Annotated in this window: 24 protein-coding genes; 11 read left to right on the plus strand and 13 right to left on the minus strand. The window is 58.3% G+C overall.

All coding sequences use genetic code 11. The annotated features are described in order from the left end of the window. Positions 1-120: 120 nt before the first annotated feature. Entirely contained in the window at positions 121-1,170 is a 1,050-nt protein-coding gene (locus ACR0DK_RS15565) for a Glu/Leu/Phe/Val dehydrogenase dimerization domain-containing protein (RefSeq protein WP_170395855.1), read from the plus strand. A 67-nt stretch (positions 1,171-1,237) separates the two neighbouring features. On the opposite strand, the gene trpS is transcribed toward ACR0DK_RS15565, so the two are convergent. Continuing rightward, positions 1,238-2,266, minus strand: coding sequence for a tryptophan--tRNA ligase (gene trpS / locus ACR0DK_RS15570; RefSeq protein WP_480736959.1), 1,029 nt, complete (start codon positions 2,264-2,266; stop codon positions 1,238-1,240). Positions 2,267-2,352: 86 nt separating this feature from the next. On the opposite strand from trpS, the gene ACR0DK_RS15575 reads away from it, so the two are divergent. Beyond that, a complete protein-coding gene (locus tag ACR0DK_RS15575) occupies positions 2,353-3,039 on the plus strand; it encodes a rhomboid family intramembrane serine protease (protein ID WP_170691154.1) in 687 nt (228 codons plus the stop codon). A 6-nt stretch (positions 3,040-3,045) separates the two neighbouring features. Here ACR0DK_RS15575 and murJ read toward each other — a convergent pair whose 3' ends face one another. The 3 genes from murJ to ACR0DK_RS15590 are packed head-to-tail and all read right to left on the minus strand — an operon-like array spanning position 3,046 to position 8,535. Next, positions 3,046-4,587 (minus strand): murein biosynthesis integral membrane protein MurJ, encoded by a 1,542-nt coding sequence (gene murJ / locus ACR0DK_RS15580; protein WP_480736962.1) that lies wholly within the window; start codon positions 4,585-4,587, stop codon positions 3,046-3,048. Next, the gene (locus tag ACR0DK_RS15585) at positions 4,584-7,403 is read right to left on the minus strand and encodes a [protein-PII] uridylyltransferase (protein WP_480736964.1); all 2,820 of its coding nucleotides are present in this window, start codon (positions 7,401-7,403) and stop codon (positions 4,584-4,586) included. Before ACR0DK_RS15585 ends, murJ begins: the two co-directional genes overlap by 4 nt. Beyond that, complete coding sequence (locus ACR0DK_RS15590) at positions 7,363-8,535, minus strand: penicillin-binding protein activator (RefSeq protein ID WP_480736965.1); 1,173 nt, start codon at positions 8,533-8,535, stop codon at positions 7,363-7,365. The genes ACR0DK_RS15585 and ACR0DK_RS15590 overlap by 41 nt, the downstream gene beginning before the upstream one ends. Positions 8,536-8,622: 87 nt before the next feature. Here ACR0DK_RS15590 and rsmI point away from each other — a divergent pair, with 87 nt between their 5' ends. The 3 genes from rsmI to gshB all read left to right on the plus strand — a co-directional run bounded on the left by rsmI (position 8,623) and on the right by gshB (position 10,847). After that, complete coding sequence (rsmI, locus tag ACR0DK_RS15595) at positions 8,623-9,480, plus strand: 16S rRNA (cytidine(1402)-2'-O)-methyltransferase (RefSeq protein WP_170395867.1); 858 nt, start codon at positions 8,623-8,625, stop codon at positions 9,478-9,480. A 1-nt stretch (position 9,481) separates the two neighbouring features. Beyond that, positions 9,482-9,853, plus strand: a complete 372-nt coding sequence (locus tag ACR0DK_RS15600; protein ID WP_223117558.1) for a YraN family protein — start codon at positions 9,482-9,484, stop codon at positions 9,851-9,853. A 61-nt stretch (positions 9,854-9,914) separates the two neighbouring features. Beyond that, on the plus strand, positions 9,915-10,847 hold the full coding sequence (gshB, locus tag ACR0DK_RS15605) for a glutathione synthase (protein WP_480707143.1): 933 nt from the start codon (positions 9,915-9,917) through the stop codon (positions 10,845-10,847). Here the strand turns inward: gshB and ACR0DK_RS15610 are convergent. The 4 genes from ACR0DK_RS15610 to cobU are packed head-to-tail and all read right to left on the minus strand — an operon-like array spanning position 10,844 to position 14,445. Then, positions 10,844-12,358: a YifB family Mg chelatase-like AAA ATPase gene (locus ACR0DK_RS15610; RefSeq protein ID WP_170513000.1), complete on the minus strand. Its 1,515-nt coding sequence runs from the start codon at positions 12,356-12,358 to the stop codon at positions 10,844-10,846. The two genes, gshB and ACR0DK_RS15610, sit on opposite strands and share 4 nt — an antisense overlap. 47 nt (positions 12,359-12,405) lie before the next feature. Continuing rightward, positions 12,406-13,290, minus strand: coding sequence for a glutathione S-transferase N-terminal domain-containing protein (locus tag ACR0DK_RS15615; protein ID WP_480736970.1), 885 nt, complete (start codon positions 13,288-13,290; stop codon positions 12,406-12,408). 58 nt (positions 13,291-13,348) lie between these two features. Next, positions 13,349-13,927, minus strand: coding sequence for a histidine phosphatase family protein (locus ACR0DK_RS15620; RefSeq protein ID WP_480736972.1), 579 nt, complete (start codon positions 13,925-13,927; stop codon positions 13,349-13,351). Continuing rightward, positions 13,924-14,445, minus strand: a complete 522-nt coding sequence (gene cobU / locus ACR0DK_RS15625; protein ID WP_223118247.1) for a bifunctional adenosylcobinamide kinase/adenosylcobinamide-phosphate guanylyltransferase — start codon at positions 14,443-14,445, stop codon at positions 13,924-13,926. The genes ACR0DK_RS15620 and cobU overlap by 4 nt, the downstream gene beginning before the upstream one ends. A gap of 103 nt (positions 14,446-14,548) precedes the next feature. Between cobU and ACR0DK_RS15630 the strand changes: the two genes are divergently transcribed. The 6 genes from ACR0DK_RS15630 to ACR0DK_RS15655 all read left to right on the plus strand — a co-directional run bounded on the left by ACR0DK_RS15630 (position 14,549) and on the right by ACR0DK_RS15655 (position 21,124). Then, on the plus strand, positions 14,549-15,427 hold the full coding sequence (locus ACR0DK_RS15630) for an RNA polymerase factor sigma-32 (protein ID WP_170423772.1): 879 nt from the start codon (positions 14,549-14,551) through the stop codon (positions 15,425-15,427). Then, positions 15,424-16,245, plus strand: coding sequence for a ChaN family lipoprotein (locus ACR0DK_RS15635; RefSeq protein WP_170395880.1), 822 nt, complete (start codon positions 15,424-15,426; stop codon positions 16,243-16,245). Before ACR0DK_RS15630 ends, ACR0DK_RS15635 begins: the two co-directional genes overlap by 4 nt. A 63-nt stretch (positions 16,246-16,308) precedes the next feature. Then, complete coding sequence (gene coaBC, locus ACR0DK_RS15640) at positions 16,309-17,505, plus strand: bifunctional phosphopantothenoylcysteine decarboxylase/phosphopantothenate--cysteine ligase CoaBC (protein WP_480736975.1); 1,197 nt, start codon at positions 16,309-16,311, stop codon at positions 17,503-17,505. Between the two features lie 26 nt (positions 17,506-17,531). Beyond that, complete coding sequence (dut, locus tag ACR0DK_RS15645; protein WP_480736977.1) at positions 17,532-17,987, plus strand: dUTP diphosphatase; 456 nt, start codon at positions 17,532-17,534, stop codon at positions 17,985-17,987. Beyond that, entirely contained in the window at positions 17,987-19,033 is a 1,047-nt protein-coding gene (locus tag ACR0DK_RS15650) for a HesA/MoeB/ThiF family protein (RefSeq protein ID WP_223117562.1), read from the plus strand. The genes dut and ACR0DK_RS15650 overlap by 1 nt, the downstream gene beginning before the upstream one ends. Positions 19,034-19,108: 75 nt before the next feature. After that, positions 19,109-21,124 (plus strand): M3 family metallopeptidase, encoded by a 2,016-nt coding sequence (locus tag ACR0DK_RS15655; protein WP_480736979.1) that lies wholly within the window; start codon positions 19,109-19,111, stop codon positions 21,122-21,124. Here ACR0DK_RS15655 and ACR0DK_RS15660 read toward each other — a convergent pair. From ACR0DK_RS15660 to mreC, 5 genes are read right to left on the minus strand one after another with little or no spacing between them, the layout of a single operon-like run. After that, positions 21,121-22,053, minus strand: a complete 933-nt coding sequence (locus tag ACR0DK_RS15660; RefSeq protein WP_480736981.1) for a 2-hydroxyacid dehydrogenase — start codon at positions 22,051-22,053, stop codon at positions 21,121-21,123. The two genes, ACR0DK_RS15655 and ACR0DK_RS15660, sit on opposite strands and share 4 nt — an antisense overlap. A 10-nt stretch (positions 22,054-22,063) precedes the next feature. Continuing rightward, complete coding sequence (gene rodA / locus ACR0DK_RS15665; protein ID WP_170395892.1) at positions 22,064-23,203, minus strand: rod shape-determining protein RodA; 1,140 nt, start codon at positions 23,201-23,203, stop codon at positions 22,064-22,066. Next, on the minus strand, positions 23,200-25,149 hold the full coding sequence (gene mrdA, locus ACR0DK_RS15670; RefSeq protein ID WP_480736983.1) for a penicillin-binding protein 2: 1,950 nt from the start codon (positions 25,147-25,149) through the stop codon (positions 23,200-23,202). The genes rodA and mrdA overlap by 4 nt, the downstream gene beginning before the upstream one ends. Continuing rightward, on the minus strand, positions 25,146-25,682 hold the full coding sequence (locus ACR0DK_RS15675) for a rod shape-determining protein MreD (RefSeq protein WP_170566373.1): 537 nt from the start codon (positions 25,680-25,682) through the stop codon (positions 25,146-25,148). Before ACR0DK_RS15675 ends, mrdA begins: the two co-directional genes overlap by 4 nt. Beyond that, positions 25,675-26,577, minus strand: coding sequence for a rod shape-determining protein MreC (mreC, locus tag ACR0DK_RS15680; RefSeq protein WP_170395896.1), 903 nt, complete (start codon positions 26,575-26,577; stop codon positions 25,675-25,677). The genes ACR0DK_RS15675 and mreC overlap by 8 nt, the downstream gene beginning before the upstream one ends. Between the last annotated feature and the right edge of the window lie 35 nt (positions 26,578-26,612).

The following is a 26,612-nucleotide window of genomic DNA, read 5'->3' on the forward strand; positions in this document are numbered from 1 at the left end:
TTCCACAAAAGTTTCCAATTTTAGAGGTTAGCACCAAAAATTTCCCTGATATAGTGACAAAAGGGTGAAAATCACTCGACGATAGGTGGCAAACTCTCGGAAGCATTCCGGAGGAGAAGAATGGACATCACCATCGTAGACGCGCCAGAGCACGAGCGCGTGGTCGAATTCAAAGATAACTCACTTGGTCTATTGGGCTACATCGCGATCCACTCAACGCAACGTGGCCCCGCTGCGGGCGGTGTGCGCATGCGTCCTTATGGCCACCCAGCCGAGGCCCTGGACGATGCTTTGCGACTGGCGAGGGGCATGACGTTCAAGAACGCCGCGGCAGATCTGCCGCTCGGGGGAGGCAAGGCTGTCATTATCGGGGATCCTCATGAGGATAAATCACCTGAACTTTTGCAGGCCTTTGGGCGCGTGATTCAAGGTTTGAACGGTCTGTACTGGACGGCAGAAGATATGGGTATGACGCCTGCAGATATGGCGCATATCGGGTCTGAAACCGAATTTGTGGCTGGGCTGGCGGAAGGTGAGTTCGCCAGCGGTGATCCGTCTCCGATAACGGCGCGCGGGATATTCAATGCTATCCGGGTGACAGCGCAGCACCGGTTCAGGCTTTCTGGCCTTAAAGGCCTGACGGTATCGGTTCAGGGTCTTGGCCATGTAGGCGAGCATTTGTGCCAGTTGTTGCACGATTCTGGTGCGCAGTTAATCGTAACTGACATCGACACCCGGCAAGCGGCCCGCGTGGCCGAACGGTTTGCGGCACGGGTCGTTGCACCCGATGCGATCTACGGCGTTGAAGCGGATATCTTTGCGCCTTGTGCGATCGGCGGCATCCTGAACGAAACGAGTATTCCATTACTGAAAGTCGGCGCTGTGGCCGGAGGGGCAAATAATCAGTTGTCCAGCGATCGGGACGCGCAGTTGCTCCACGAGCGTGGCATTCTTTACGCCCCTGACTTCGTCGCCAATGGCGGTGGTATCGTGAATGTGGCGACGGAAATCCTCCGTGTCGCAGAGCGTGAAGCTTGGGTCGCCGGTAGGTTGCAGGCGCTGGAGCAGACGATGGATCGCATCCTGACACGGGCCAAAGCCGAAGCGGTCAGCCCGCACGAAGTTGCGGAATCCATCGTGCACGAGATGCTGAGCCTGCAGGCGGCATAAGAGCCGACGGAACGAAAAACGCCGCCCGAGAAAGGGCGGCGTTCTTTTTTGGATTGCGATCGCGTGGTCAGGACTTGCCCGCGCCGACCATCCCTACAATCTCGTAGGTCTGCTGCAGAATCGGGGCCGCGATTGCACGTGCCCGTTCAGCACCTCGGGCGAGAATCTGATCAATCTCGGCCTCTTCGCCCATCAGGCGCGCCATTTCGGTTGAAATGGGTGTGAGTTTCGAGACCGCAAGTTCTGCCAACATTGGCTTGAATTCACCGAATTGCTTCCCGCCAACCTCAGCCAGCACTTGTGCGGCCGTCTGGTCGCTAAGCGCGGCATAGATATTCACCAGATTGCGCGCCTCGGGACGGTCTTCAAGGCCATCGACCTCCGACGGCAAAGCGTCCGGATCGGTCTTGGCTTTACGGATCTTCTTGGCGATGGCATCGGCATCATCGGTCATGTTGATCCGCGTCATATCAGACGGGTCTGACGACGACATCTTCCGGGACCCGTCACGCAGGTTCATCACACGGGGCGCAGGCCCACCGATGACCGGTTCGGTCACCGGAAAGAAATCGACGCCATAGTCATGGTTGAACTTGATTGCGATGTCGCGCGTCAGTTCCAGATGTTGCTTCTGGTCTTCACCAACAGGCACATGGGTCGCGTGATAGACCAGAATGTCTGCCGCCATCAGGGCAGGATAGGCGAACAGACCCAAAGAGGCGTTCTGCGCATTCCTACCGGCCTTGTCCTTGAACTGTGTCATTCGCTGCATCCAGCCGATACGGGCGATGCAGTTGAAGATCCATGCCAGCTGAGTATGCTCGGGCACCTGGCTTTGATTGAACAGGATGGATTTCTCGGGATCCAGACCAGCGGCAATGAACCCCGCGCAAACTTCGCGGGTCTTTTCACGCAGACGATCCGGATCTTGCCAGACAGTAATCGCGTGGAGGTCGACCATGCAGTAGACGGTCTCGTATTCCGGTCCCTGCATATCCACGAAACGTTTGAGTGCACCCAGGTAATTACCCAAGTGCAGGTTTCCTGAAGGCTGGATGCCGGAAAACACGCGCGGCGTGAATTGGGTCTCGGTCATCGAAGGAAACTCCTGTCTGGAAAAATCAGCCCCCGTCGCTTACCCATGAGGCCAAGGGACGTCAACAGCCGCGAAAGGCCAGCCCAATGAGCAGTGAGCATTATACACCGCCCGTGAACCCTCTGCCGCCGGTCGTGGTGGCGCTGGTTCTGTTCATCATCGGGATTGAACTGGTCTTCATGCTGGGCAGCCGAGGGTTGGTCGGTGGCCCGACTGCAGTTGGTTGGCGGCTAGACGCGCTGCAGCAATATACGTTTTCGCCCGATATTTTTGATTGGATGATTCAGAACGGACGCTGGCCGTTCGAACATGTGATCCGCTTTGTCACCTATCCCTTTGTTCAGGCCAATTTCACGCAAGCAGTGTTTGTCTGCGTGTTTGTGCTGGCGATGGGTAAGATGGTTGCCGAGGTCTTTGGCAGTGTCGCCATGCTGATCATATTCGTCTTGTCCGGTGTCGGCGGAGCGTTGGCCTATGCGGTGCTGTTGAACCCGCCATATCCACTGGTTGGCGGGTTTCCTCCGGTTTATGGGCTAATCGGTGCGTTCACTTGGCTGCTATGGCGCAAGCTTTCTCTGGTGGGTGAAAACCAATCGCGCGCATTCAGCCTGATCGCGGTTCTTATGGGCATTCAGTTGCTGTTCGGTCTGATCTTCGGTGGGACCTCGGATTGGGTCGCCGATCTGGGCGGTTTTGCCACCGGGTTTGGTTTGTCTTTCTTTCTGGCTCCGGGTGGATGGGCGCGTATTCTTAGCAAAACCCGGCGGGATTGATGCGCCTTAGCTACGGCGCAGCGCTGTTCGGAATTCCGAAATCCTGAAGGCCCCCAAGAGGTGCCCCAATAGGAAGTAGGCCACCGCCGCAGTTACAATGAGCACGATCAGCGCAAGGTAACGCCAGCCTGGTACGCCGAACGTCGAGCCGAAGAGGTTAATGGCCGTAAACAACACCACCCCCATGCCAGCCGATGCCGCCACGACCCGCCAGATCCGCTGTTTGAACCGGTCATCAAATCGGGCTTCGTCGCCCATTCTGCGCGCGCCGATTGCAAGCAGCGCAACCATGGCCCAGCCAGCAGTCGACGCTGCGATTGCGGGCGCAATCCACCCGAAAATGGGATAAAGCCCAAAGGCAAGCCCGGCATTCACCACCATCGCAACCACAGCGTATCGAAACGGTGATTTGGTATCCTCGCGGGCGAAGAACAACGGTTGCAGCAGCTTCTGCAGCATGAATGCGGGCAGCCCGATACCATAGATGGCCACGGCCAAGGCGGTCGCCGCTGTATCTTCGGCGCTGAACTGGCCACGTTGGAACAGGACCGAGACCAACGGGCCGGGGATGATCATAAAGGCGACTGTCGAAGGCAAGGTCAGCAGCAGAGTAAACTCTCCGGCCCGTGAAAAGGCATTGCGTGCTCCATCTTTGTCGTCTGCACGCAGGCGGCGTGACAGGTCGGGTAACAGCACGATGCCGACGGCGATGCCAACCACTCCGAGCGGCAGTTGATACAAACGATCTGCGGCAAACAGCCAACTGACTGCCTTTTCGGTTTTTGATGCCACAAGCTGTCCGACCACAAGATTGACTTGCGTTACGCCCATGGCCAACGCCGCAGGAACCGCGATCCGCACCATGCGGCGCATTTCCGGGCTGAGCTTTGGCCAACCGGGCCGAATGCGAATTCCCGCGCGTTCAGTCGCAATCCAGACAAGCGCTAATTGCGCGATGCCTGCGACTGGGATGACCGCGATGAGCAAGCGTATGATTTCTCCACCAGATATCGCGCCAAAGATTAACGCGGAGCAGGCGAATATGTTCAGCAGCACAGGAGCGGCGGCTGCAGCGGCGAAGCGCCCGGTAGCGTTCAATACTCCGGAAAACAGCGCAGCGAGGGACATAAACAGGATGTAGGGGAACACGACGTAACCATAATCCACCGCCAGATCGAAGCGTTCATCACCATAGAATCCTTCGGCGGTTATCCAAACCAACGCGGGCATGAAGACCATCGCCAGACCGACTAGCGCGAGCACCGCCACTGCCAACAGGTTAAACGCATCCTGTGCGAAACCTTCGGCGTCTTCACCGCCTTCAAGGCGTTTTGAAAACATTGGAACAAAGGCTGCGTTGAATGCGCCCTCGGCAAAGAAGCGGCGGAACATATTGGGTAGTCGGAAGGCTGCGACGAAAGCGTCCATCACCGGTCCGGGCCCGATATAAGCGGTCAGCAGGATTTCCCGCAAGAAGCCCAGAATGCGGCTTGCCAAGGTCCAGAACCCAACGGTGAAAAAGCCCGAAATCAGGCGGATCGGCTTCATGATGCGGCCCGCTCGGCACCTTCGGTGATGGCCGCGCGCAGCTTGGCTTCCAACCCGCGTTGCTTGGCCTCAGAGTGGTATTTCAGGCCGAACATATCCTTGACATAGAACGTGTCGACCACCTGTTCGCCATAGGTGGCGATCACCGCGTTCGCGATATAGACATTGGCGGCTGCCATCGTGCGCGTCAAATCATATAGCAGTCCGGGCCGGTCGCGGGTGTCGACTTCGATGATCGTGTAAATCTCTGAACCTTCGTTGTCGAAGGTGATATGGGTCGGGACGTTGAAGGCGCGTTCGCGCTTCTTGATCTTGTCGCGGGATTTCAATGCGTCCCGTGCGACCACCTCACCCCTGAGTGTCTTGTGAATCATCTGGGCCAGCCGAGGCAGGCGCGTGGCCTCGAAGGGATGGCCCTCGGCGTCCTGAACCCAGAACGCATCAGTTACATACCCGTCTTTCGTCGTATAGCTGCGGGCATCAACCACATTGGCTCCGACAAGGGCAAGTGCCCCCGCAATGCGAGAAAAAATACCCGGATGATCACCCATGGCAAAACACGCGCGGGTGGCGTCGCGATCCTCATCCGGATGCAGACGGATTTCTACGTCACCAGGATCGCCGCTGTCCTCCAGCGATTTCAACATTTCCGCGAATTCGACATGTGTCGAAAGGTTCAATCCCTGCCAATATGGATCATAATGCCGCCCGGTTTCGGTTTTCAGGTCAGATTTGGACCAGTTTTCCAATTCGGCCCGCAACTGCTTTTTCGCACCATCTCCACGATTGGCTCGGTTAAGCGCCTCCATCCCGGATTCCAGTGCGTGTTTGGTGTCAGCATGCAAAGCGCGCAGCAATGTAGCCTTCCAGTTGTTCCAGGTCGTTGGTCCGACACCGCGGATGTCACAGACTGTCAGCACCGTCAGCAAGTCCAGCCGTTTGACGGTTGCAACAGCTTTCGCGAAATCGCGGATTGTGCGCGGGTCTGAGATGTCGCGTTTTTGCGCCATATCGGACATCAGCAAGTGATAGCGTACAAGCCATTCGACGGTTTCAGAATCCGCCTTGCTCAGCCCTAATCGTGGTGCCACTTTGCGCGCGATTTGCGCACCCAGAATCGAATGATCTTCGGGGCGTCCTTTGCCGATGTCGTGCAGCAACAGAGCCACGTATAGAACCTTTCGGCTAACACCACCCTCCAGGATGGATGACGCCAAGGGCAGTTCCTCGATTAACTCTCCTCGCTCGATCTGCGCCAAATTGACGATGCACTGGATCGTATGCTCGTCCACCGTATAGCTGTGATACATATTGAACTGCATCATCGCCACGATGTGCTCAAACTCGGGCAAAAAGGCTGACAGAACCCCCAACTCGTTCATTCGTCGCAGGGCACGTTCGGGGTTGCCGTGTTTCAGCATCAGATCAAGAAAGATGCGCCGCGCCTCTTTGTCGTTGCGCATCTCATCGTCGATCAGGTTCAGGTTGGCCGTTACCAACCGCATTGCGTCGGGATGGATCAGCATTCCCGTGCGCAAACCCTCTTCGAACAACCGTAACAGGTTGACCTTGTCTGACAGGAACGTGTCAGGGTCCGCGATATCCAGACGGCCATGGACCACGCGGTAACCGGCCTTGACGCGGGGGCGACGGCGGAAAATACGTTCCAGCAAGGCCGCGCCCTTCATGTGCGAGGCTTCCAGTTTGGTCAGGAAAATCCGTGTCAATTCGCCCACACGGGTGGCTTCGCGGAAATAGCGTTGCATGAACACCTCGACGGCGCGCCGACCGGCGCGGTCTTGATATCCCATACGATCGGCCACCTCGACCTGCAGATCGAAGGTCAGTTGTTCCGTCGCGCGGCCTGTCACCAGATGCAAATGAGACCTGACGGCCCAGAGGAATTCTTCGGCTTGCGCGAACTCGTCAAACTCTTCGGGCGTAAAGAGGCCCATAGGGACCAGTTCGGCCACATCCGTTACGCCATAGATATATTTTGCGATCCAGTAGAGCGATTGCAGGTCGCGCAAGCCGCCCTTGCCCTCTTTGACATTGGGTTCGACCATATAGCGTTCACCCTGCTTCAGGTGCCGCTCATCGCGCTCTTTCAGCTTGGCTTCGATAAATTCCCGCTCGGTGCCTTTGAAAAGATCGATCTTCAGGCGCGCTTCAAGTTCTTGCGCAAGGGGCTGATCCCCGACGAGATACCGTTGTTCCAGCATGGCGGTACGGATGGTGAAGTCATCGGCCCCCAGACGCAGGCAATCTTTGATCGTGCGTGAAGAGTGACCGACCTTCAGCCGCAGATCCCAGAGAATATAGAGCATGGATTCGATCACGCTCTCGGCCCAGGCGGTGATTTTGTACGGCGTCAGAAAAAGCAGATCTACATCGGATGACGGGGCCATCTCGCCCCGGCCATAACCTCCCACTGCCAGCACGGCGATTTTCTCGCCTTGCGTGGGATTTGCCAGCGGATGCAGATGCTCGCTGGCGATGCGCATCGCTGTGCCGACCATCTGGTCCGTCAGATAGGTATAGGAATGCGTCAGCGGCAGTGCATCAAATGGGCGCTCGGCAAAGGCGTCCGCAATCGCCTTGCGGCCTGTCTTTTGCGCCTCTCGCAGTATGCGCACCGTCTCGGCGCGCAAGGCTGCGTTGTCCGAACTGTTTTCAACAGCGGCGGACAGGTTGGCATTGACCTCGGCGTTGTTAAAAATCTCGTCAGCCGCGCAGATCAGATTGACATCGGGCGCAGAGCCCTGCGCCGGTCGATTAGAATCCGGCGCCAGAGAAGCTTTGTGGGGCAGGGTCAATCACAACCACCTGTTTGTTCTGGATCGTGGCAACAGCCAGACCGCGTTCGTTCGTACCGTTCGGCTGCAGGCGGAAAATACCGCCGACACCCTGAAAACCGGCGTTCTGGGTTAATGCTGCACCTGTCAACGCGTTCGATTTGCCCTGGCTAACCAAGGCTCCGATCGCAGCGATTCCGTCATAGGCAAGCCCGCTGATCGGGTGTGGTGCCTCACCGTAGGTGTTGTTGTAACGCTGGCGATACGCCTGTGCCTTTGCCGGATCGGGAAGTGCGAACCAGCCACCTTGTACGCCAGGCAATTCCAGCGTTTGAGCTGGAATGTCCCAACGTGTCAGGCCGATATACTGAGTTGTCGCAGGAGACACACCAGCCTCGGGCAACAACTGGCTGTAAAGCGGCAGCGCGCCTGCGGTTGTCGCGGTCAGGAAAATCGAATCTGCGCCGGTCGAATCGACCGTTGCTTTAATCGCCGAAACAGAATCGATCACGCCCTGCTGAGACCGGTCATATCCAACTGTGCCCGCATTGTTGACGCGGCTGTTGCTGAGCGCGGCAGCGATGGCAGACTGGCCTAGCTGGCCCGCTGAGTCATTGCTGTGCACAATGACAGTACTGTTTTTACCCTGCTGCCCGGCGTAGTTCACCAGCCTGTTGGCCGTGTTCTGGAAAGTGGGGCCAAGCACATAGACATTGCCGCCCGCAATGCTGGTGTTGTTCGAGAAGGACAGCACGTTCACATTGTTGTTTAGCACCGCAAGTCCTGCCGCGTTTGCGGCTTGTGCGTACACTGGCCCAAGAATGATCTTGGCCCCGTCCGCTACAGCTTGCTGTGCAACCGCCGAGGCCGTTCCGGCATTGCCGGCCGTGTCGTAGACGCGCAGATCAATCTTGACGTTCGGCAAATCCGCTATAGCCAGCCGCGCTGCGTTCTCAAGGCTACGGGCAAGGGCCGCATCGCCAGACTGAGGTGATCCGCTTGGGACCAACAGGGCCACCGGAACCGGGTCAGAGGTGTCGATCGAGGGGCCTCCGCTGATGCCGCCGACTTCACAGGCGGCCAGAAAAGCGGCCGTGGCCAGTACTATGGCGGATTTCGCCAGTTTGCGCGCGGGCTTGCAAACGGTAAACATCTAAAAGAAAACTCCCTGATCCGGCGTCTGAGGGCACCTTGGTCTATTGAACCGCGATAATAAACGTCACGCTGTGAGGGTCCAGCTTTGAATTTCCAAAAGATCAGATTGGCCGCTGGGCTGTACTTTATTGCCACCCCAATCGGGACGGCACGCGATATTACGCTCAGGGCGCTCGATGTTTTGGCCTCGGCGGACATGATTGCTGCCGAAGATACACGCAGCTTGCGACGTTTGATGGAAATCCATGGCGTGCCGCTCGAAGGGCGCCGTATATTGGCCTATCACGATCACAGCGGCGCGGGCGCGCGGGGCAAAATACTTGAGGCGCTGGAACAAGGGCAATCGGTGGCTTACGCGTCCGAGGCGGGAATGCCGCTGATCGCCGATCCCGGCTATGATTTGGGCCGTCAGGCGGCTGAGGCTGGGCACAACGTGACATGTGCTCCGGGACCGTCTGCTGTTTTGACGGCGCTGACATTGGCGGGGCTTCCCACGGATGCATTTTTCTTTGCCGGGTTCTTGCCCAATGCCTCTGGCGCACGGCGTTCACGAATCGAATCCCTGCGCAGCGTCCCCGGAACGCTTGTCTTCTATGAATCGCCGAAGCGCGTGGCTGCCTGCCTCTCTGATCTCGCGGATATTTTGGGTGGAGACCGACAGGCGGCCCTGTGCCGTGAACTCACCAAAAAGTTTGAAGAAACTCGCCGAGGGACGCTCGCTGATCTGGCAACAGAGTACGAGGGCTTATCGGTTAAGGGCGAGGTGGTTCTGCTTGTGGATCGCGCCCATTCGCAATCTGTTAAGGACTCTGACGTAGAAGAGGCATTGATAAAAGCATTGCAAACGCATTCGGTGCGTGATGCGGCAGATCTGGTGTCAGAGATGTTCAGCCTGCCGCGCCGTCCGATCTATCAGATGGCTCTGAAGCTGGGAAAGGGATGATATGGCACAGAGATCCGTTCGGGGTTCTGTATCTTATCACGCTGGACAATCCGCCGAACTTTGCGTGGCCGCCGAATACGTGCGACGGGGTTATTCAATCGCAAGACGCAGGTGGTGCGGTGCTGGCGGTGAAATAGATCTGATCGCGCGCAACGCAGATGGGTTGGTCTTCATTGAGGTTAAGAAAAGCCGTAGTTTTGACCGTGCAGCCGCTCGGATTAGTCGCCGACAGATGGATCGAATTTGCGCATCCGCTGCCCAGTTTCTTGAACAGGAGCCTGCTGGTCAGCTGACGAATACTCGGTTTGATGCGGCACTGGTTGATGACACTGGAACTGTTCAAATCATCGAAAACGCCTTTGGTTTGGACTGACCCCCATTGAACCCGTCAAGCCTCTGCGCCATGTATCGAGCGTGGAATTGAGGGATACACCATGAAGATCGCCTTTCAGATGGACCCAATCGGGGCCGTGGATATCAACGCCGACAGCTCTTTCCGTCTGGCAGAAGAGGCTCAGGTGCGCGGCCACCAGCTGTTTTTTTATGGCCCGGATCAACTGGCTTACCAGGAAGGCAAGATCACGGCGCGCGGCCATGACATGACGGTGCAACGAGTCGCTGGCAACCCGGCAGTGTTGGGCCCTGAGCGTGAAGTGGACCTTGCTGAATTTGATGTCGTCTGGCTGCGCCAAGACCCCCCGTTTGACATGCACTACATCACCTCGACCCATTTGCTTGACCGGCTAAAGGGGCAGGCCCTGGTGGTTAACGATCCGTTTTGGGTGCGAAACTATCCCGAAAAGCTGCTGGTTCTGGATTTCCCTGAACTGACTCCGCCCACCACGATTGCGCGGGATTTGCGAACCATCAAGGCGTTCAAGGAAAAGCATGGCGATATCATCCTCAAGCCGCTTTACGGCAACGGAGGTGCTGGCGTATTCCGTCTTGATGCGAATGACCGCAACCTGACATCGCTACATGAGCTGTTCACCGGCTTTTCTCGTGAGCCTCTGATCGCGCAGAAATTCCTGCCCGATGTGCGCAATGGCGACAAGCGGGTCATACTTGTCGATGGGGAGCCAGTGGGCGCCATCAACCGGGTTCCGGCTGAGGGCGAGACCCGCTCGAACATGCATGTGGGCGGGCGCCCCGAGAAAATCGGCCTGTCCGAGCGAGATATGGAAATCTGCGCTGCGATCGGACCGTTATTGAAGGAACGTGGTCAGATCTTTGTGGGGATCGATGTAATTGGCGACTACCTGACCGAGATCAACGTGACCTCACCCACTGGTATTCAGGAGCTTGAGCGGTTCAATAGCGTGAACATCGCCGAGAAAATCTGGCAAGCGATTGAGGCGAAACTTTAAGCTCCTGCTTTGGCGCTGATGCGAAAGCTCAGCGCCTCGGCGACATGGGGGCGGCGCACATCCGGCTCACCTTCGAGATCGGCAATGGTGCGGGCCACGCGTAGGATGCGGTGAAAGGCGCGGGCCGACAGGCCAAAGCGTTCCGCGGCTTTCAGTAATAGTTCTTTGCCCTGGGCATCAGGGGCGGCGATTTCTTCCAGCACATTGCCTTCGACATCTGCGTTTTGACGGGTATTTGGCGTGTCGCGAAAGCGATCTGCTTGTATGGCGCGCGCCGCTTCAACCCGCTCTGCGACGGTCGCAGAGCTGTCGCCGGTAGGCGGCAGGTCGAGATCGGTAAATCCGACCGGAGGGACTTCGATGCGCAAATCGAACCGGTCCATCAACGGCCCTGAGATACGCCCCAAGTAATCCTCACCACAGACCGGCGCGCGTGAACAGGCGCGGGACGGGTCCGTAAGGTATCCGCATTTACACGGGTTCGCGGCGGCTACCAGCATAAAGCGGCATGGGTATTTCACATGGGCGTTGGCGCGGGCGACCATTACCTCGCCGGTTTCAATAGGTTGGCGCAGGGTTTCCAAAACGGTACGCGGAAATTCGGGGAATTCGTCCATGAACAGGACGCCGTTATGCGCCAATGATATCTCTCCGGGTTTCGCGCCTTTGCCACCGCCCACGATCGCGGCCATCGAAGCGGTATGGTGCGGCTCGCGAAACGGTCTGGCGCGGCTGATGCCACCTTCGTCCAGTAAGCCGCAAAGCGACTGGATCATCGATGTCTCTAAAGCTTCGACCGGGCTCAGAGGCGGCAAAATACTCGGCAGACGCGCCGCCAGCATGGATTTGCCGGAACCCGGTGTCCCGATCATGATCAAATGATGCCGCCCGGCGGCGGCGATTTCCAAGGCGCGTTTGGCGCGCTCTTGCCCCTTCACGTCCCGCAGGTCCCGTGCATTGGGTGATAGTTTCACTTCGCCCGGTGTCGCAGCGGGCAGCGCAGACTGACCGGTAAAGTGCCGCACCACATCCCCAAGCGAGCCCGCTCCGATCACCTGAGTGGCGTCAACCCACGCGGCTTCGGCGCTAGAGGCGCTGGGACAAAGCAAGCTGCGATCATCGGCGGCTGCAGTCATGGCAGCGGGCAGCGCGCCGACGACGGGTACCAGAGAACCATCCAAAGACAACTCGCCCAACGCGACAGCGCCCTCAGCAGCATCCGCTGGAATGATTTCCAACGCAGTCAACAAAGCGACGGCGATAGGCAGGTCGAAATGGCTGCCCTCTTTGGGCAGATCGGCAGGCGAAAGGTTAATCGTGATCCGTTTCGACGGCAGCGCGATCGCCATCGAACTTAGCGCACTACGAACACGGTCCCGTGCTTCGGAGACTGCCTTGTCCGGCAATCCCACGATGGAAAAGGCCGGAAGGCCCGGTGAGACGGCGCATTGCACCTCGACCGGGCGGGCATCGACCCCTTGAAAGGCAACGGTGTGGGCGCGGGCGACCATGGCAATCCTGTTCTTGGTTAACAGGACGTTGCTGCCATGGCTGCAGTTTAAGAATCGTTAACGTCAGCAACCATCGCCGTAAATTTTGGCCACGCCTCAGGGTCGGCAATGGTCTTGTCTCGGCAAAACGGATTACAAAAGCCCCAAATCTTGCCATCGAGTTCCAGATAGTCTTGTACAGGCTTGCCGGAATAGGGGCAGGCTGTGTTGACCGAGGGGCCGTTGCTGACCGCCAATGCCCCTGAATCCCCGCCAATTGGCCAGCTGTGTGCGGGAAGGACTTGCGTATACGGGAAGGGCTCATACGCGACCGTCATGCCCATGGCGCGCCATTGCCGAACTGCGATATCAGAGAGCAGGTGCATGCAGTATGCACGATTGACCTCGGACACGGGCAGGCCATAGCCGACAATTCGCGCAGCGACCGGCGTGTAGAAAACATCAGCCAGAGAATAGGCACCAAACAGCGGGCCCGACGCGGCGCCAGAGACCTTCCGTGCATGGGCCCAGAGGGTTTCAATCCGCTGCAAATCAGTCATCGTTTCAGGTGAAGGTTTGAACCCTTCCCAGCAATGTTTCAACTGCATGGGGCATTGCCCCCGCAGCGCTGTGAAACCGGCAACCATTTCAGCACAAAGCCACCGGGCTGTGGCGCGCGCGGCGGGGTTTGACGGCCAAAGCCCTGCTTCGGGGTGGCGTTCGGCCAATGTCTCTGCCATCGCGAGGCTTTCGCCGATCACGGTTCCATCTGGAAGACGCAGCGCAGGAACAAGGCGCGCCGGGGCCAGTGGTTCCATATCCGCCGCCATTGTGCCGGAATAAAGGCCAATCATGTGGGTGCGGTATGGCAGGCCGAATTTCTCAAGCATCAGCCATCCGCGCATGGACCAGCTCGAGAACAACCGGTCACCGATAAAGAGATCATATGTCATACGGCAACGATGTCGGACAGAGACGCGTCGGTAAATCAGAGATTTGTGCGCAACCTTATCACGGTCGGTGATTAATCCGACCTACAGTCCAACCATCGTTATGGCGCGTGATCTCGGTGACGGACAGGTTGTCGATGCGGTGACCAAACGCGTGTTGGGCGTCCACGTCCATAGCGCGTTGGACCTGAGTCAGGATCACTCCGAAATGGGCGACTAGGATTAGGTCACATCCGGTATGGGCCGCGATCAGGGTGTCGACGACCCTATCGACACGCGCGCGGACCTCATTCCAGCTTTCCCCGTTTGGAGGCCTGGCCTCGCCCGGATTATCCCAGTAGGCAAAGCAAAGCTCGGGGTCTTCCGCCTCGATCTCGGCGAAGGGGCGCATCTCCCAGTTGCCGAAATTGATTTCGCGCAGATCGCGGTGGTGCGGAAGGCGGAGGCGCGTGCCTTGAATGGCGCTGGCCGTATCGCTGGCGCGTGACAAGTCTGATGAGATTACGACGGCATTGGAAGGCAGATGCGCATCAAGCCGTGCAATCGCGGCCTCATCACTCAAGTCGGCAGGAAGGTCGGACCAGCCTACCATAGTTTTAGCATGGGTGGGGCCGTGCCGTACCAAATGCAGGCGCGTCATAGGGGTTGCCCTTTGAGAACCAGCGGCAGCCCGGCCGTAACCTGCACCACCCGATCTGCCTGCGCAGCCAGAGCGATGTTCAGCCGTCCCTGAGCCTCGCGAAACCGGCGGGAAAGCGCGTTGTCGGGGACGATCCCGTGGCCGACTTCGTTTGATACCACGACGATCTGGGCGGTACAGGTCTTCATCGCCTCAAGCAGCCCGGCCTGTGCTTCCTCTAGGTTATTCTCTGCCAGCAGGTGATTTGTCAGCCACATGGTTGCACAATCGATCAGGCAAATCTGATCATTTGTCAGCTTGGCGAGTTCCGGCGATAGATCAAATGGCGCTTCGATCGTCGTCCACCCGCTGCCGCGTTGTGCAATATGTTGCCTGATTTTTAGGCGCATCTCGTCATCAAACACTTGTGATGTCGCAAGGTAAACGCGACTTTTCCCAGTTGAAACAGCAAGTTGCTCCGCAAAAGCAGATTTTCCGGATGCAGCGCCGCCTAGGATAAAGGTTAAATCGGCATGCACTTTTATTACCTTTCTGGTGATCCACCCGGTTTTGTCCTGCGTATCGACCACAAGTCGGCAAGGCAAGCCCGGCCCATCGCCTGTGATAAAAGGGGAGAATTGCATGGCACTCGACAACGCACATGATTTTTCGATGTCCCGGCAGGCAATGAAGGCCGAGCTGCTGGATGCGGAGACTGAATTGAAACTGGCCTATGCCTGGCGCGACGAACGCGATGAGCAGGCGCTGCATCGCCTCATTACAGCTTATATGCGGCTGGCGATATCAATGGCGGCGAAATTCAAACGCTACGGCGCGCCGATGAATGATCTGATTCAGGAGGCGGGACTGGGCTTGATGAAAGCCGCCGACAAGTTCGATCCGGATCGGGGTGTGCGGTTTTCAACGTATGCAGTGTGGTGGATCAAGGCCAGCATTCAGGATTACGTGATGCGCAATTGGTCGATGGTGCGCACTGGTTCGACCTCTTCCCAGAAATCGCTGTTCTTCAACATGCGTCGGGTACAGGCGCGTCTGGAGCGCGAAGCCGCGACTGAGGGGCTGGAGCTGGATCGCCATCAGTTGCATCAGAAGATTGCCGCCGAAATCGGAGTCCCGCTGCGTGATGTCGAGATGATGGAAGGCCGTCTGGCAGGGTCCGATTTCTCGCTGAATGCGGTGCAGTCTGCAGATGAGGACGGGCGCGAGTGGATTGATGCGCTGGAAGATGACAGCGAACAAGCCGCCGAGGTAGTAGAGAACAGCCACGACAACCAGCAACTGCGCGAATGGCTGGTGGCGGCGATGCAAGCTTTGAACGATCGCGAGCGGTTTATCGTTCGCGAAAGAAAACTGCGTGAGCCTGCCCGGACGCTGGAAAGTCTTGGGAAAGAGCTTGGCCTGTCGAAAGAGCGTGTGCGCCAGCTCGAGGCGGCAGCGTTCACAAAGATGCGCAAGAACCTTGAAGCGCAATCGCGCGAGGTGCAACACTTCTTCGCATGAAACCTCTTGCGATTCTTACAGCTTTTGTGTTGCTCGCCACTTTGCCTCAAACGGTTCGAGCTGCTGAATTTATCCCTCAGGACGTGTTGGCCGACATGCGGGCCGCGGATGTCGTCATTCTGGGCGAGATACATGACAACCCTCAGCATCATCTGGTCCAAGCCGAAGCAGTTGAAGCAATCACGCCCACGGCGGTTGTCTGGGAGATGGTGACCGAAGAAGGTGCTCAGCGGTTGGCTCAAAAAGCGGCAACCAATCCCGAGGAGCTGTCCCGAATTCTGCGCTGGGCAGAATCCGGTTGGCCGCCTCTCAGAATGTACTACCCCATTTTTCAGGCCGCGGATGTGCCGGTGTATGGCGCGATGGTTCCGCGTGAAGCGGCCCGCGCTGCTATGGAACGCGGGGCGGCCACAGCGTTGGGGGCTGATGCGGCCAGATATGGATTGACTGTACCTCTGTCGGATGAAGATCAAGCCGCACGCGAGGCTGATCAACTGGCGGCACATTGCGACGCATTGCCCGCTGAAGTTCTACCGCAGATGGTAGCCATTCAACGTCTGAGGGACGCTGTGTTGACCCGAGCCATTCTGCGCGCCACCGACGAAACTGGTGGGCCTGTCGCGGTCATCACTGGCAATGGCCATGCCCGTAAGGATCGCGGAATTCCGACTTTTCTGTCGCGACTGCGCCCCGGTTTGAAGGTCTTTGTACTTGGACAATCCGAAGATGGGGTCGTGAGCGGGGATTTTGATGCTGTTATCGATAGCCCCACAGTCGAGCGAGAAGACCCCTGCAAAGCCTTTGAGGTGCAGAATTAACTGCTGGAACTGCCCGCCAGCGTTGCCTAATGTCAGGGCCGACCGGGACGGGAAGGGCGAGCCATGCTGTCATCGAAACGTATTCTGCTGATTATCGGCGGTGGGATTGCGGCCTACAAGTCGCTGGACCTGATCCGGCGGTTGCGGGAACGTGGTGCGGCGGTCACGCCGGTTTTGACGCGTGCTGCCGAAGAATTCGTAACTCCGTTATCCGTGTCTGCCCTCGCCGGTGAAAAGGTCTATCGAGATATCTTTGATCTGACCGATGAAGCTGAGATGGGTCATATTCAGCTTTCCCGTTCGGCTGATCTGATCGTGGTTGCTCCGGCAACGGCCGATCTGATGGGTAAGATGGCAGGCGGGTTAGCTAATGATCTGGCCTCGACCCTTTTGATGGCGACCGATACGCCGGTTCTGTGTGCGCCTGCGATGAATGTCCGCATGTGGGAGCATCCCGCAACCCGGCGCAACCATGCGCAACTGGAAGCAGACGGCGTGCGTTTTGTCGGCCCGAACGAAGGCGATATGGCTTGCGGTGAATACGGTCCGGGCCGCATGTCGGAGCCACTTGAAATTGTCGCGGCGATCAAGGCGCAGTTCGGGGATGGGCCTTTGGCTGGCAAACGTATTCTGGTGACATCGGGTCCGACACATGAACCAATTGATCCGGTACGATACATCGCCAACCGATCGTCGGGCGCTCAGGGAACAGCCGTTGCACGCGCGCTATCTGCGCTGGGGGCCGATGTTACATTTATCACGGGTCCGGCTGACGTGCCTCCTCCAGACGGCGTGAAGGTCGTGCGTGTAGAGACCGCGCTGCAAATGTCGGATGCGGTCGACGCAGCGCTTCCGGTGGATGCGGGGGTATTTGCAGCTGCAGTGGCCGATTGGCGGGTATCCAGTGCCTCGGACCGGAAGCTGAAGAAAAGCCGCGACGGGGTGCCCGCGCTAGAGTTTGCCGAGAATCCTGACATTTTGAAGCGCATCGCGCGAATGGGAAATGGCAGGCCCGTTTTGGTGGTGGGTTTTGCCGCCGAAACAGACAACGTGATCGAACATGCTACGGCCAAACGTGCCCGCAAGGGCTGTGACTGGATAGTTGCGAATGATGTCAGTCCCGCGACAGGTATCATGGGCGGTTCTGAGAATGCGGTGATCCTGATCTCAGAGCAAGGTGCCGAAGAATGGCCGCGTATGGGCAAGGATGATGTGGCAAAGCGGTTGGCAGCCAAGATCGCTGGCGCGTTGACCAGATAGCAGCCATAAAGACAAGAGGTACAGGTATGGTGGCAATTCGCGTGATCCGAGAGGAGGGGGCTGACCCGTTGGTGCCATTGCCTTCATACGAAACCGCGGGTGCTGCCGGGGCGGATGTGCGCGCCAATCTGCCGGATGGTACGTCTATTATTCTGGAACCGGGCCGTCGTGCGCTGATACCGACAGGCCTTAGGATCGAAATTCCGCAGGGGTTCGAGGTTCAGGTGCGTCCACGATCGGGCCTTGCCTTGAAACACGGGATCACCTTGCCCAACACTCCGGGTACAATCGACAGCGACTATCGCGGGCCATTGGGCGTGATCGTGATGAATGCGGGTCAGGAACCGTTCGAGATTACGCATGGCGAACGTATCGCGCAACTGATCGTCGCACCGGTGGTGCAGGCCATGTTCCAGGACGTTGAGGCTCTGACCGAGACTGATCGCGGCGCGGGCGGGTTCGGTTCAACCGGGCGGGGCTGATGCTGCTGGTTCTGATCCTTGCTGCCGGGCTTTGGGGTGTTGGCTATATTGCCGGGGTGTCGCGCAGCGCGCGGCTGGTTTCTGTTGGCGCGCTCTTGACGGGCGTGATTATTGCTCAACTTCTGCTGCCCGAGGGTAACCCGTTGCGTCAGGCGACCGGTGGGTCGGCAGCGATGTGGCTGATCCTCGCTGGAGCGGCTGTGCTGGTGCTGCTTTATGGGCGGGGTTTGAAGGCGTTGCGAAATCGCGCCGCGTCCGGCCAGACGTCGGAGCCCGCCAAGCCATCCGAACAGTTCAGCGAGACCGAGCTTGAACGCTATGCCCGCCACATCGTTCTGCGTGAACTGGGCGGTCCCGGCCAAAAGCGAATGAAACAGGCGCGCGTGCTGGTAATCGGTGCGGGGGGGCTCGGCGCGCCCGCCCTGCAATATTTGGCTGCCGCCGGAGTGGGAACAATCGGCGTAATCGACGATGACGAGGTCGAGAACGCGAACCTGCAGCGGCAGGTTATTCACCGCGATGCTGATATCGGTATGCCCAAGGTGTTTTCAGCCCAGCAGTCTATGTTGGCGCAGAATCCCAATGTGATTGTCTTGCCTTATCATCGCCGTCTGACCGAAGAGATTGCAACAGATCTGTTCGCTGATTTCGATTTGATCCTTGACGGCACTGACAATTTCGATACCCGCTACCTAGCCAACCGAACGGCCGTTGCGTTGGGCAAACCGCTGATCTCGGGGGCGCTTTCGCAATGGGAAGGGCAGCTGAGTGTGTTCGATCCCGCCACAACCGGCCCGTGCTATCAGTGCATTTTCCCCGAAGCGCCTGCCGCCGGCCTTGCACCTTCTTGCGCCGAAGCTGGAGTAATCGGCCCACTGCCGGGTGTGGTCGGCTCGATGATGGCGGTTGAGGCGATCAAGGTGATCACCGGCGCCGGGCAGGCATTGCGAGGTGAGATGTTGATCTACGATGCGCTATACGGCGAAAGCCGCAAGATCACCCTGGCGCGTCGCACCGATTGCCCGATCTGCGGGGCATCTCATTAAGGTGGGCTCAAATTTTCGGCTAGCTCTGGATCATTTCGACGGACGGTCTTAGCTATGAGGTCAAAGGAGACCTCAATGACCAATCCGATCCTTTCTGACTGGAACACGCCTTTCGAAATCGCACCGTTTGACACAATCTCGGATGATGATTTTTCCCCCGCGCTGAAACAGGCGATGCACGCACATGATGCCGAGATTGAGGCGATAGCAGCGAGCCCGGACACGCCCACATTCGCCAATACGATCGAAGCGCTGGAGGCTGCAGGCGAGCAGATGGATAAGGTTCTGTCGGTCTTTTTCACCGTTGCAGGTGCGGACAGCAACCCCAAGCGTGAAGAACTGCAACGCGAATTTTCGCCCAAGCTGGCGGCACACTACTCGCGCATCTCATCAAACAAAGCACTGTTTAAGCGCGTGGCGGATTTATGGGACCGGCGCGATAATCTGGACCTGACCGATGAACAGGCGCGCGTTTTGATGCTGTCTCATCGCGGGTTCGTGCGGGCGGGGGCGGCGTTGACCGGCGACGACGATGCGAGAATGCAAGAGATCAAGGCCCGTTTGGCGTCTCTGGGCACGTCCTTCACGCAGAACTTGCTGGCGGATGAACGCGACTGGTTCATGGATTTGACCGAAGAAGACCTGCAAGGCTTGCCGGATTTTGTTATCGATGCAGCGCGCGCAGCGGGTCAGGAAAAGGGAGCGGATGGCCCGGTGGTAACCCTTTCTCGGTCGATTATCGTGCCCTTTCTGCAATTCTCGCCCCGCCGGGATTTGCGTGCAAAGGCTTATCGCGCGTGGACTGCACGGGGGGCAAATGGAGGTGAGACCGACAACCGCGAGATTGCGGCGGACATCCTGCGCCTGCGCGAAGAACGCGCCAAGCTGCTGGGGTATGCCAGCTTCGCCGCCTACAAGCTTGAGACCGAGATGGCCCGCACACCAGATCGCGTGCGAGAGCTGCTGCTGGATGTGTGGGAGCCCGCCAAATCCCGCGCCGACGCAGATGCCGAGGTGCTGACGGCAATGATGCAAGAGGATGGCGTAAATGGCCCGCTGGAGGCGTGGGATTGGCGCTACTATGCCGAGAAACGCCGCAAGGCCGAACATGATCTCGATGAAGCGGCGCTGAAGCCGTACCTGCAACTGGACCGAATGATCGAGGCGTCTTTCGCCTGCGCCACACGGCTGTTCGGGCTGGAGTTCGCGCCGCTTGATGTGCCGCTCTATCATCCCGATTGCCGTGCATGGGAGGTGTCCCGTGACGGGCAGCATATTGCGGTGTTCATCGGTGACTACTTTGCACGCGGATCGAAACGGTCGGGTGCATGGTGCAGCGCAATGCGCGGGCAGGCGAAATACCCGAAAGAACAGGCTCCGGTCGTGATCAACGTCTGTAACTTTGCCAAAGGTGAACCAGTGCTTTTGTCCTATGATGACGCCCGAACGTTGTTTCACGAGTTCGGCCATGCCCTGCACCAGATGCTGTCCAATGTGACCTATGAGAGCATCTCGGGCACCTCGGTGGCGCGTGATTTCGTTGAACTGCCCAGCCAGCTTTACGAACACTGGCTGGAAGTGCCTGATGTACTGGCCGAGTTCGCGACCCACGCCGAAACCGGCGCACCGATGCCGCAAGAGATGTTGCAGAAGGTGCTACAGGCCGCCAATTTCGATCAGGGGTTCCAGACGGTGGAATATGTCGCCTCGGCCCTGGTCGATCTGGCGTTTCATGAGGGGGCTGCCCCCGCTGATCCGATGGAGAAACAGGCCGAGGTGCTGGCCGAAATCGGCATGCCTCGGGCCATTGGAATGCGCCACGCCACCCCGCATTTCGCCCATGTCTTTGCGGGCGACGGTTATAGCGCAGGTTACTACAGTTATATGTGGTCCGAAGTCATGGATGCCGACGCCTTTGCGGCCTTTGAAGAAGCAGACGGTGCGTTTGATCCCGAACGCGCCAAGGCACTGGAGGAACACATCCTGTCAACTGGCGGATCCCGCGAGGCGGAAGAGCTGTATCTGGCCTTCCGTGGACGTCTGCCTGGCGTCGAAGCCTTGCTGAAAGGCCGCGGGCTGATCGCGGCCTAGTACCCAAGCTTTCGGTCGACGAGGTGGAGAAAGGGTTCACCCGCTTCACCTCGGCGAATGTTCTCGCAGATCACCTGAGCCGCGGTAACAGGTCTGGTTTCCGAGGCGATATGCGGCGTCACCGTCACATTGGGATGTGCCCAATAGGGATGCTCGGTCGGCAGGGGTTCGGTGCGGAAGACATCCAGCGTGGCGTGCCCGACCTGCCCTGAATTCAGCGCGGCCAGCAGGGCCTCATCATCGATAAGCGGCCCGCGACCCGGGTTGATGATCTTGGCCCCTTCCGGCAACAGCGCCAGTGTTTCGGCGTTGAGCGTGTTTTCGGTCGCCGGAGTATCTGGCAGCAGCAAAACCACTATCTCGGCCTGGGACAGTGCATCGCGCAGCCCGTTCTTACCATGCAGACAGGTCACGCCGGGAATAGTCTTGGCGGTACGGCTCCAACCGATGACATGGAAATTCAACGCTGCCAACGCGTGGGCCGATGCTTCACCCAATGCGCCCAAACCCAAGATGCAGACGGTGCGTTGCTGGGCCAGTGGTGGCGCATCAGGTGTCCAGACCCCATCCTGTAGCGTAATGTGTTGGTCCATCCCAAGGTGATAGCGCAGCACATGGCCCACCACCCATTCCGTCATGCCTTGCGTTAACCCCCCGTCAACCATACGCGCCAGTGGAACGGTCAAGGTTTCATTGCCCGAGATTTTCTCAACCCCCGCCCAGAGGCTCAGCACCGCCTTGAGCCGTGTGAAGGGCGTGAAATCCTGTACCCCTCCGTTCGGGGCGTAAACGATGTAGTCGACCTGATCTGCTGGGATGTCCGTGGCCAGATGAAAATCTAGCCCTGCGTCCGACAAATATTGATGCATCAGAGCTTCATACTCGGGCCACAACTCAGGGCGCGCGGAAAACAGGACATTCACGGGCATGGGAAACCTTTCAGCGGGGACGATGTATATGGGCGCTTTGAACGATGCCAAAGGCGGCCATCAGGACCAGCATGGCCGAGCCGCCATAACTGACCATCGGCAGCGGTACTCCGACCACTGGGGCCAGCCCCATCACCATCGACATATTGACGGCAAAGAACAGGAAGAAATTCAGCGCGATCCCAAGTGTCACCAGAGACGAGAAACGATCCTTGGTCGACAGCGCCGTGACCATGCAGAAGATCAGGATCAGACCGTAAAGGATCAACAGTGTGATGCCGCCGACAAAGCCGAACTCTTCGGCCAAGGTGGTGAAGATGAAATCGGTGTGTTTTTCGGGCAGGAAGTTAAGACGTGATTGCGTTCCCTGCATGAAACCGCGCCCATTCCAGCCCCCCGAACCCAGAGCGATCTTCGATTGCGTGATGTGATATCCCGCTCCCAACGGATCGGTTGAAGGATCCAGAAACGTATCGATGCGTCGGAACTGGTAATCTTTGAGCAACTGCCATTCAGTCCCTCGGCTGTTGAACACCGCAGCAATCAGGCCAACCCCCGCTGCAATCACGGCAGCGAAATAGGCCCAATGCACCCCGGCAAGGAACATCAGACCACCACCAGCAGCCAATAACAGGATCGATGTGCCTAAGTCGGGCTGGCGCAGCACCATGAATGTAGGGATCAGGATCAGAATGACCGGGATAATCACCCAGAGCGGGCGCGAGGTTTTGTGCGCCGGCAGCCAGTCGTAATAGGCGGCCAGCACCATCACCAACGCCACTTTCATTACTTCTGAGGGTTGCAGCCGCATGAAGCCCAGATCAATCCAGCGCTGCGCCCCCATGCCGATCGTTCCAAACAGTTCGACCACGATCAGTAGACCGATCGCGCCCAGATAGGCCACAACCGACATGTTCCGCCAGAACCAGATAGGCACAAGCGCGATGATAAACATGGCTGCCAAGCCCAGACCGAACCGTTCCATTTGCGGTTCCGCCCACGGCATCCAGGATCCACCCGCGACCGAGTAGAGCATCAGGAACCCCGCGCTTGCCACGCTGATCAGCAACAGGGTGAGCGGCCAGTTCATATAAAGGAACTTGCGAAACCCCGACGGCGTGGATTTGACGGCATATTCAAGATAGCTCATGCGCGGTCCTTCTCGTCAGGACGCGCTTTGGGGCGACGGTCACCCTCCAGCCGTTTCTGTTGTTCTTTGATGCGCTCTCGGTCTCCGGCCGGATACGCCTCGAGCGGTGGCGTGCCATCGTAGAGTGCCTGCAGCATGATATCGCGCGCCACTGGGGCCGCGGCTTTGGAGCCGCCGCCGCCGTGTTCCACCACCACAGCCACAGCGTATTTCGGATTGTCATAGGGGGCGAAGCTGACGAACAGGGCATGGTCTCGGCGCTCCCATGGCAGGTCTTCGTTTCGGATCACACCTGCGGCGCGTTCTGCCTTGGTAATATTGCGCACCTGACTGGTGCCGGTTTTGCCTGCCATGCGGAACTCATCGGCGATGATGCGACTGCGATACGCGGTGCCACGCCTGTTATTCGAGACTGTGAACATGGCTTTGCGCACTTGCTCAAGGTTGTTGCGGTTCACCTGCAGCGGTTCACCCGCGCCCGAGGGCTGCTCAACCCCATTGATTGATCGAACAAGGCGTGGTTGCACGGCGCGACCTGTCGCCAAACGCGCGGTCATCACGGCCAATTGAAGCGGTGAGGCAAGCATGAACCCCTGACCGATCGACGCGTTTGCGGTGTCGCCTACCAGCCAGTCCTGTCCGTGAACCCGCTGCTTCCATTCCTGATTGGGGGCAAGCCCGGCGGCAACGGCAGACATCGGAATGTCATGTTTGATACCCAGTCCGAAGGTGCGTGCCATCTCGGAAATCCTGTCGATCCCGACACGTATTGCCACGTCGTAATAGTAGACGTCGCAACTGCGCTTCAGCGAGGTTTCAAGGTCAACCGTCCCGTGCCCGCCGCGTTTCCAGCAGTGAAAGCGGCGGCTGCCCACTTTCATGTGACCCGGACAGTACACTGTACTGGATGGGCCGATCACCCCGGCTTCGAGCGCAGCCATGGCGGTGATCATTTTGAAAGTCGATCCAGGAGGGTAGGTGCCCTGTACTGTCTTATTGGCAAGCGGGCGATACTTGTCCTGCGTCAGCATCTGGTAGTCCGCCACCGAGATCCCACGCACGAACAGGTTCGGATCGAAGCTGGGGGCCGAGCTTATGGCGCGGATGTCGCCGGTTTCGCAATCGATCACGACCGCAGCGGCGCTTTCCCCAGCCAATCGCGCCTGCGCGTATTGCTGCAGATTGGCGTCGACTGACAATTGCAAATCTGCCCCGGCTTCGCCGACCTGGCGGTCCAGCTCGCGCATCACCCGGCCTGTGGCGTTGACCTCAACTCGCTTGGCGCCCGCCTTACCGCGCAATGTGATCTCTTGCTTGGCTTCCAGCCCGACCTTACCGATCTGAAACCTTGGAATACGTAGTACCGGTTCAGGGTCTTCAATTTGGCTTAGATCGTAATCGCTGACCGGGCCGACATAGCCAACAACGTGGGCAAAATCCTCGTAACGTGGATACTGGCGCGTCATGCCGACCTCGGGCGTGACGCCAGGCAATGCAGGGGCATTGACTGCGACTTTTGAAATATCCTCCCAAGTTACCTGATCAGCCAGTGTGACCGGCAGAAACGGGGCCGATCGACGCATCTCGGTTTTGGCACGTTCGATCTCATCCTCGGTCAATGGGATCAGTTCCGAAAGCTTGGCGATAACCTTGTCGATATCGCCTGCATCCTCGCGCACGATGACGATGCGATAGGACTGAGAGTTTAATCCTATGATCTGCCCGTTCCGGTCATATATCCGGCCCCGGGTTGGTGGGATCAGACGGATGTTGATCCGGTTTTCTTCGGCCAGCAGACGGTATTCATCCGCTTGATCCACCTGCATGAACCGCATCCGGGCTGCCAGCCCCCCGATAAAGGCCGCTTGTAGCCCACCGAGGATCAAGGCGCGGCGCGGCAAACGTTTGTAAGCAAGGCCCTTGGGCTTTGGTTTGCGCTGCTTCATGGCCGCACCCGTGGCATCGTGCTGTCGGCAACAGATTTGCGCCTTACGCCAAACACAGTTTGGCTCATCAAAACCATCACAGGATAGATTGCGATTGTCAGAATAACTTGCACCACTACCGGTCCCAGAGTTGCCTGTTGCACCGAGAGGATAGCAAGAATGAGGCGATTGAGCACAAACACAACCGTGATCACGGCCCCGACGGTTGCCCATTCGCCCACAAACCCGCTGTCTTTCATGCCAGCTGCAGTGGAATGAAGATAGGCTGCACCCAGAACCACTAACGCAGCAAGCAACCCGGGTGGGCGTTGCAAAAGCAGATCGGCCATGAACATGACGATGGCAATGATCAGGATCGGAATATATTCCGGCCGCCGCAAAACCCAAGCGTAAGTAAGAGCGATCAGTATGTCAGGAAAGGGCAGGCGATCAGGTTTTGTATCCAGCGGCAACAGGTGAAGAAACACCACAAATACCGCCAGAGCGACATAGAGACCGCGCTTGGCCCACAGATCTGAGACCGACCTATCCATCATTGACCTCGGATGGGGTCAAGGATGCTTCGGGTTGACGGGGGCCGACGATATCACCGGATTCCGTGATCGGTGGGGCCGACTGATAGCGTAGTACGCGCAGAAACTCGAGCCGCTCGAAATCTGCCGACAGCCGCACACGCAGCCTGCCGCCGGGATCAACCGTAATTTGACCGATCAGCAAGCCACCGGGGAACACACCGCCATCGCCCGACGTGACAACCCGGTCACCAGGGCGCACGAGTTCCCGGTTTTCCAGAAACTCCACTGCAGGGGCCGAAGTATTGTCACCTGCGATCAGCGCCGTCTGCCCCGAAGGCTGGATCGTCGCCGGGATCGCGCTTGAGGCATCGGTCATCAGGATCACGCGCGCGGTATCCGGGCCAACACCCGATATGCGCCCGACCACTCCGATCCCGTCCATTGTTGCCCAACCATCCACGATCCCGTCACGCTCCCCCACGTTCAGCAGCACAGATTGCCGGAAGGGTGAGCCGCTATCCGCCATCACCACCCCGGTGACATAGGTCAGGCGCGGATCGAGCCGAACATTGTTAAGGTCCAGCAGGCGGGCGTTTTCCTGTTCCAGCTGCAGCGCGGCCTCTTTCCAGGCGCGCATCAGGCGCAGCTCGCTGCGCAATTCCTGGTTCTGCTCGCTGAGTCGCTGATAGCTTTGGAAATCACGAGACAGGTTCACCAGCGCAGTGACCGGGACCATTGCCCACTCCATCGAGGGGACAACCTTGTCCACCACCTGTGCGCGGAACCTTTCGACGCGCGGGCTGTCGATGCGCCAGACCAGAAAGATACCAAGCAGGCACAGTACAACAATCCCCAGCAACAGTCGACGCAGAGGTGTCGTGTATTCATCGCGCTGTGATCGGTCCTTTGCCACAGGTTACCTTCCCGTGCTGCTCGTGCCCGAGTTTT

It is taken from the genome of Ruegeria sp. CE6, from assembly GCF_056537485.1.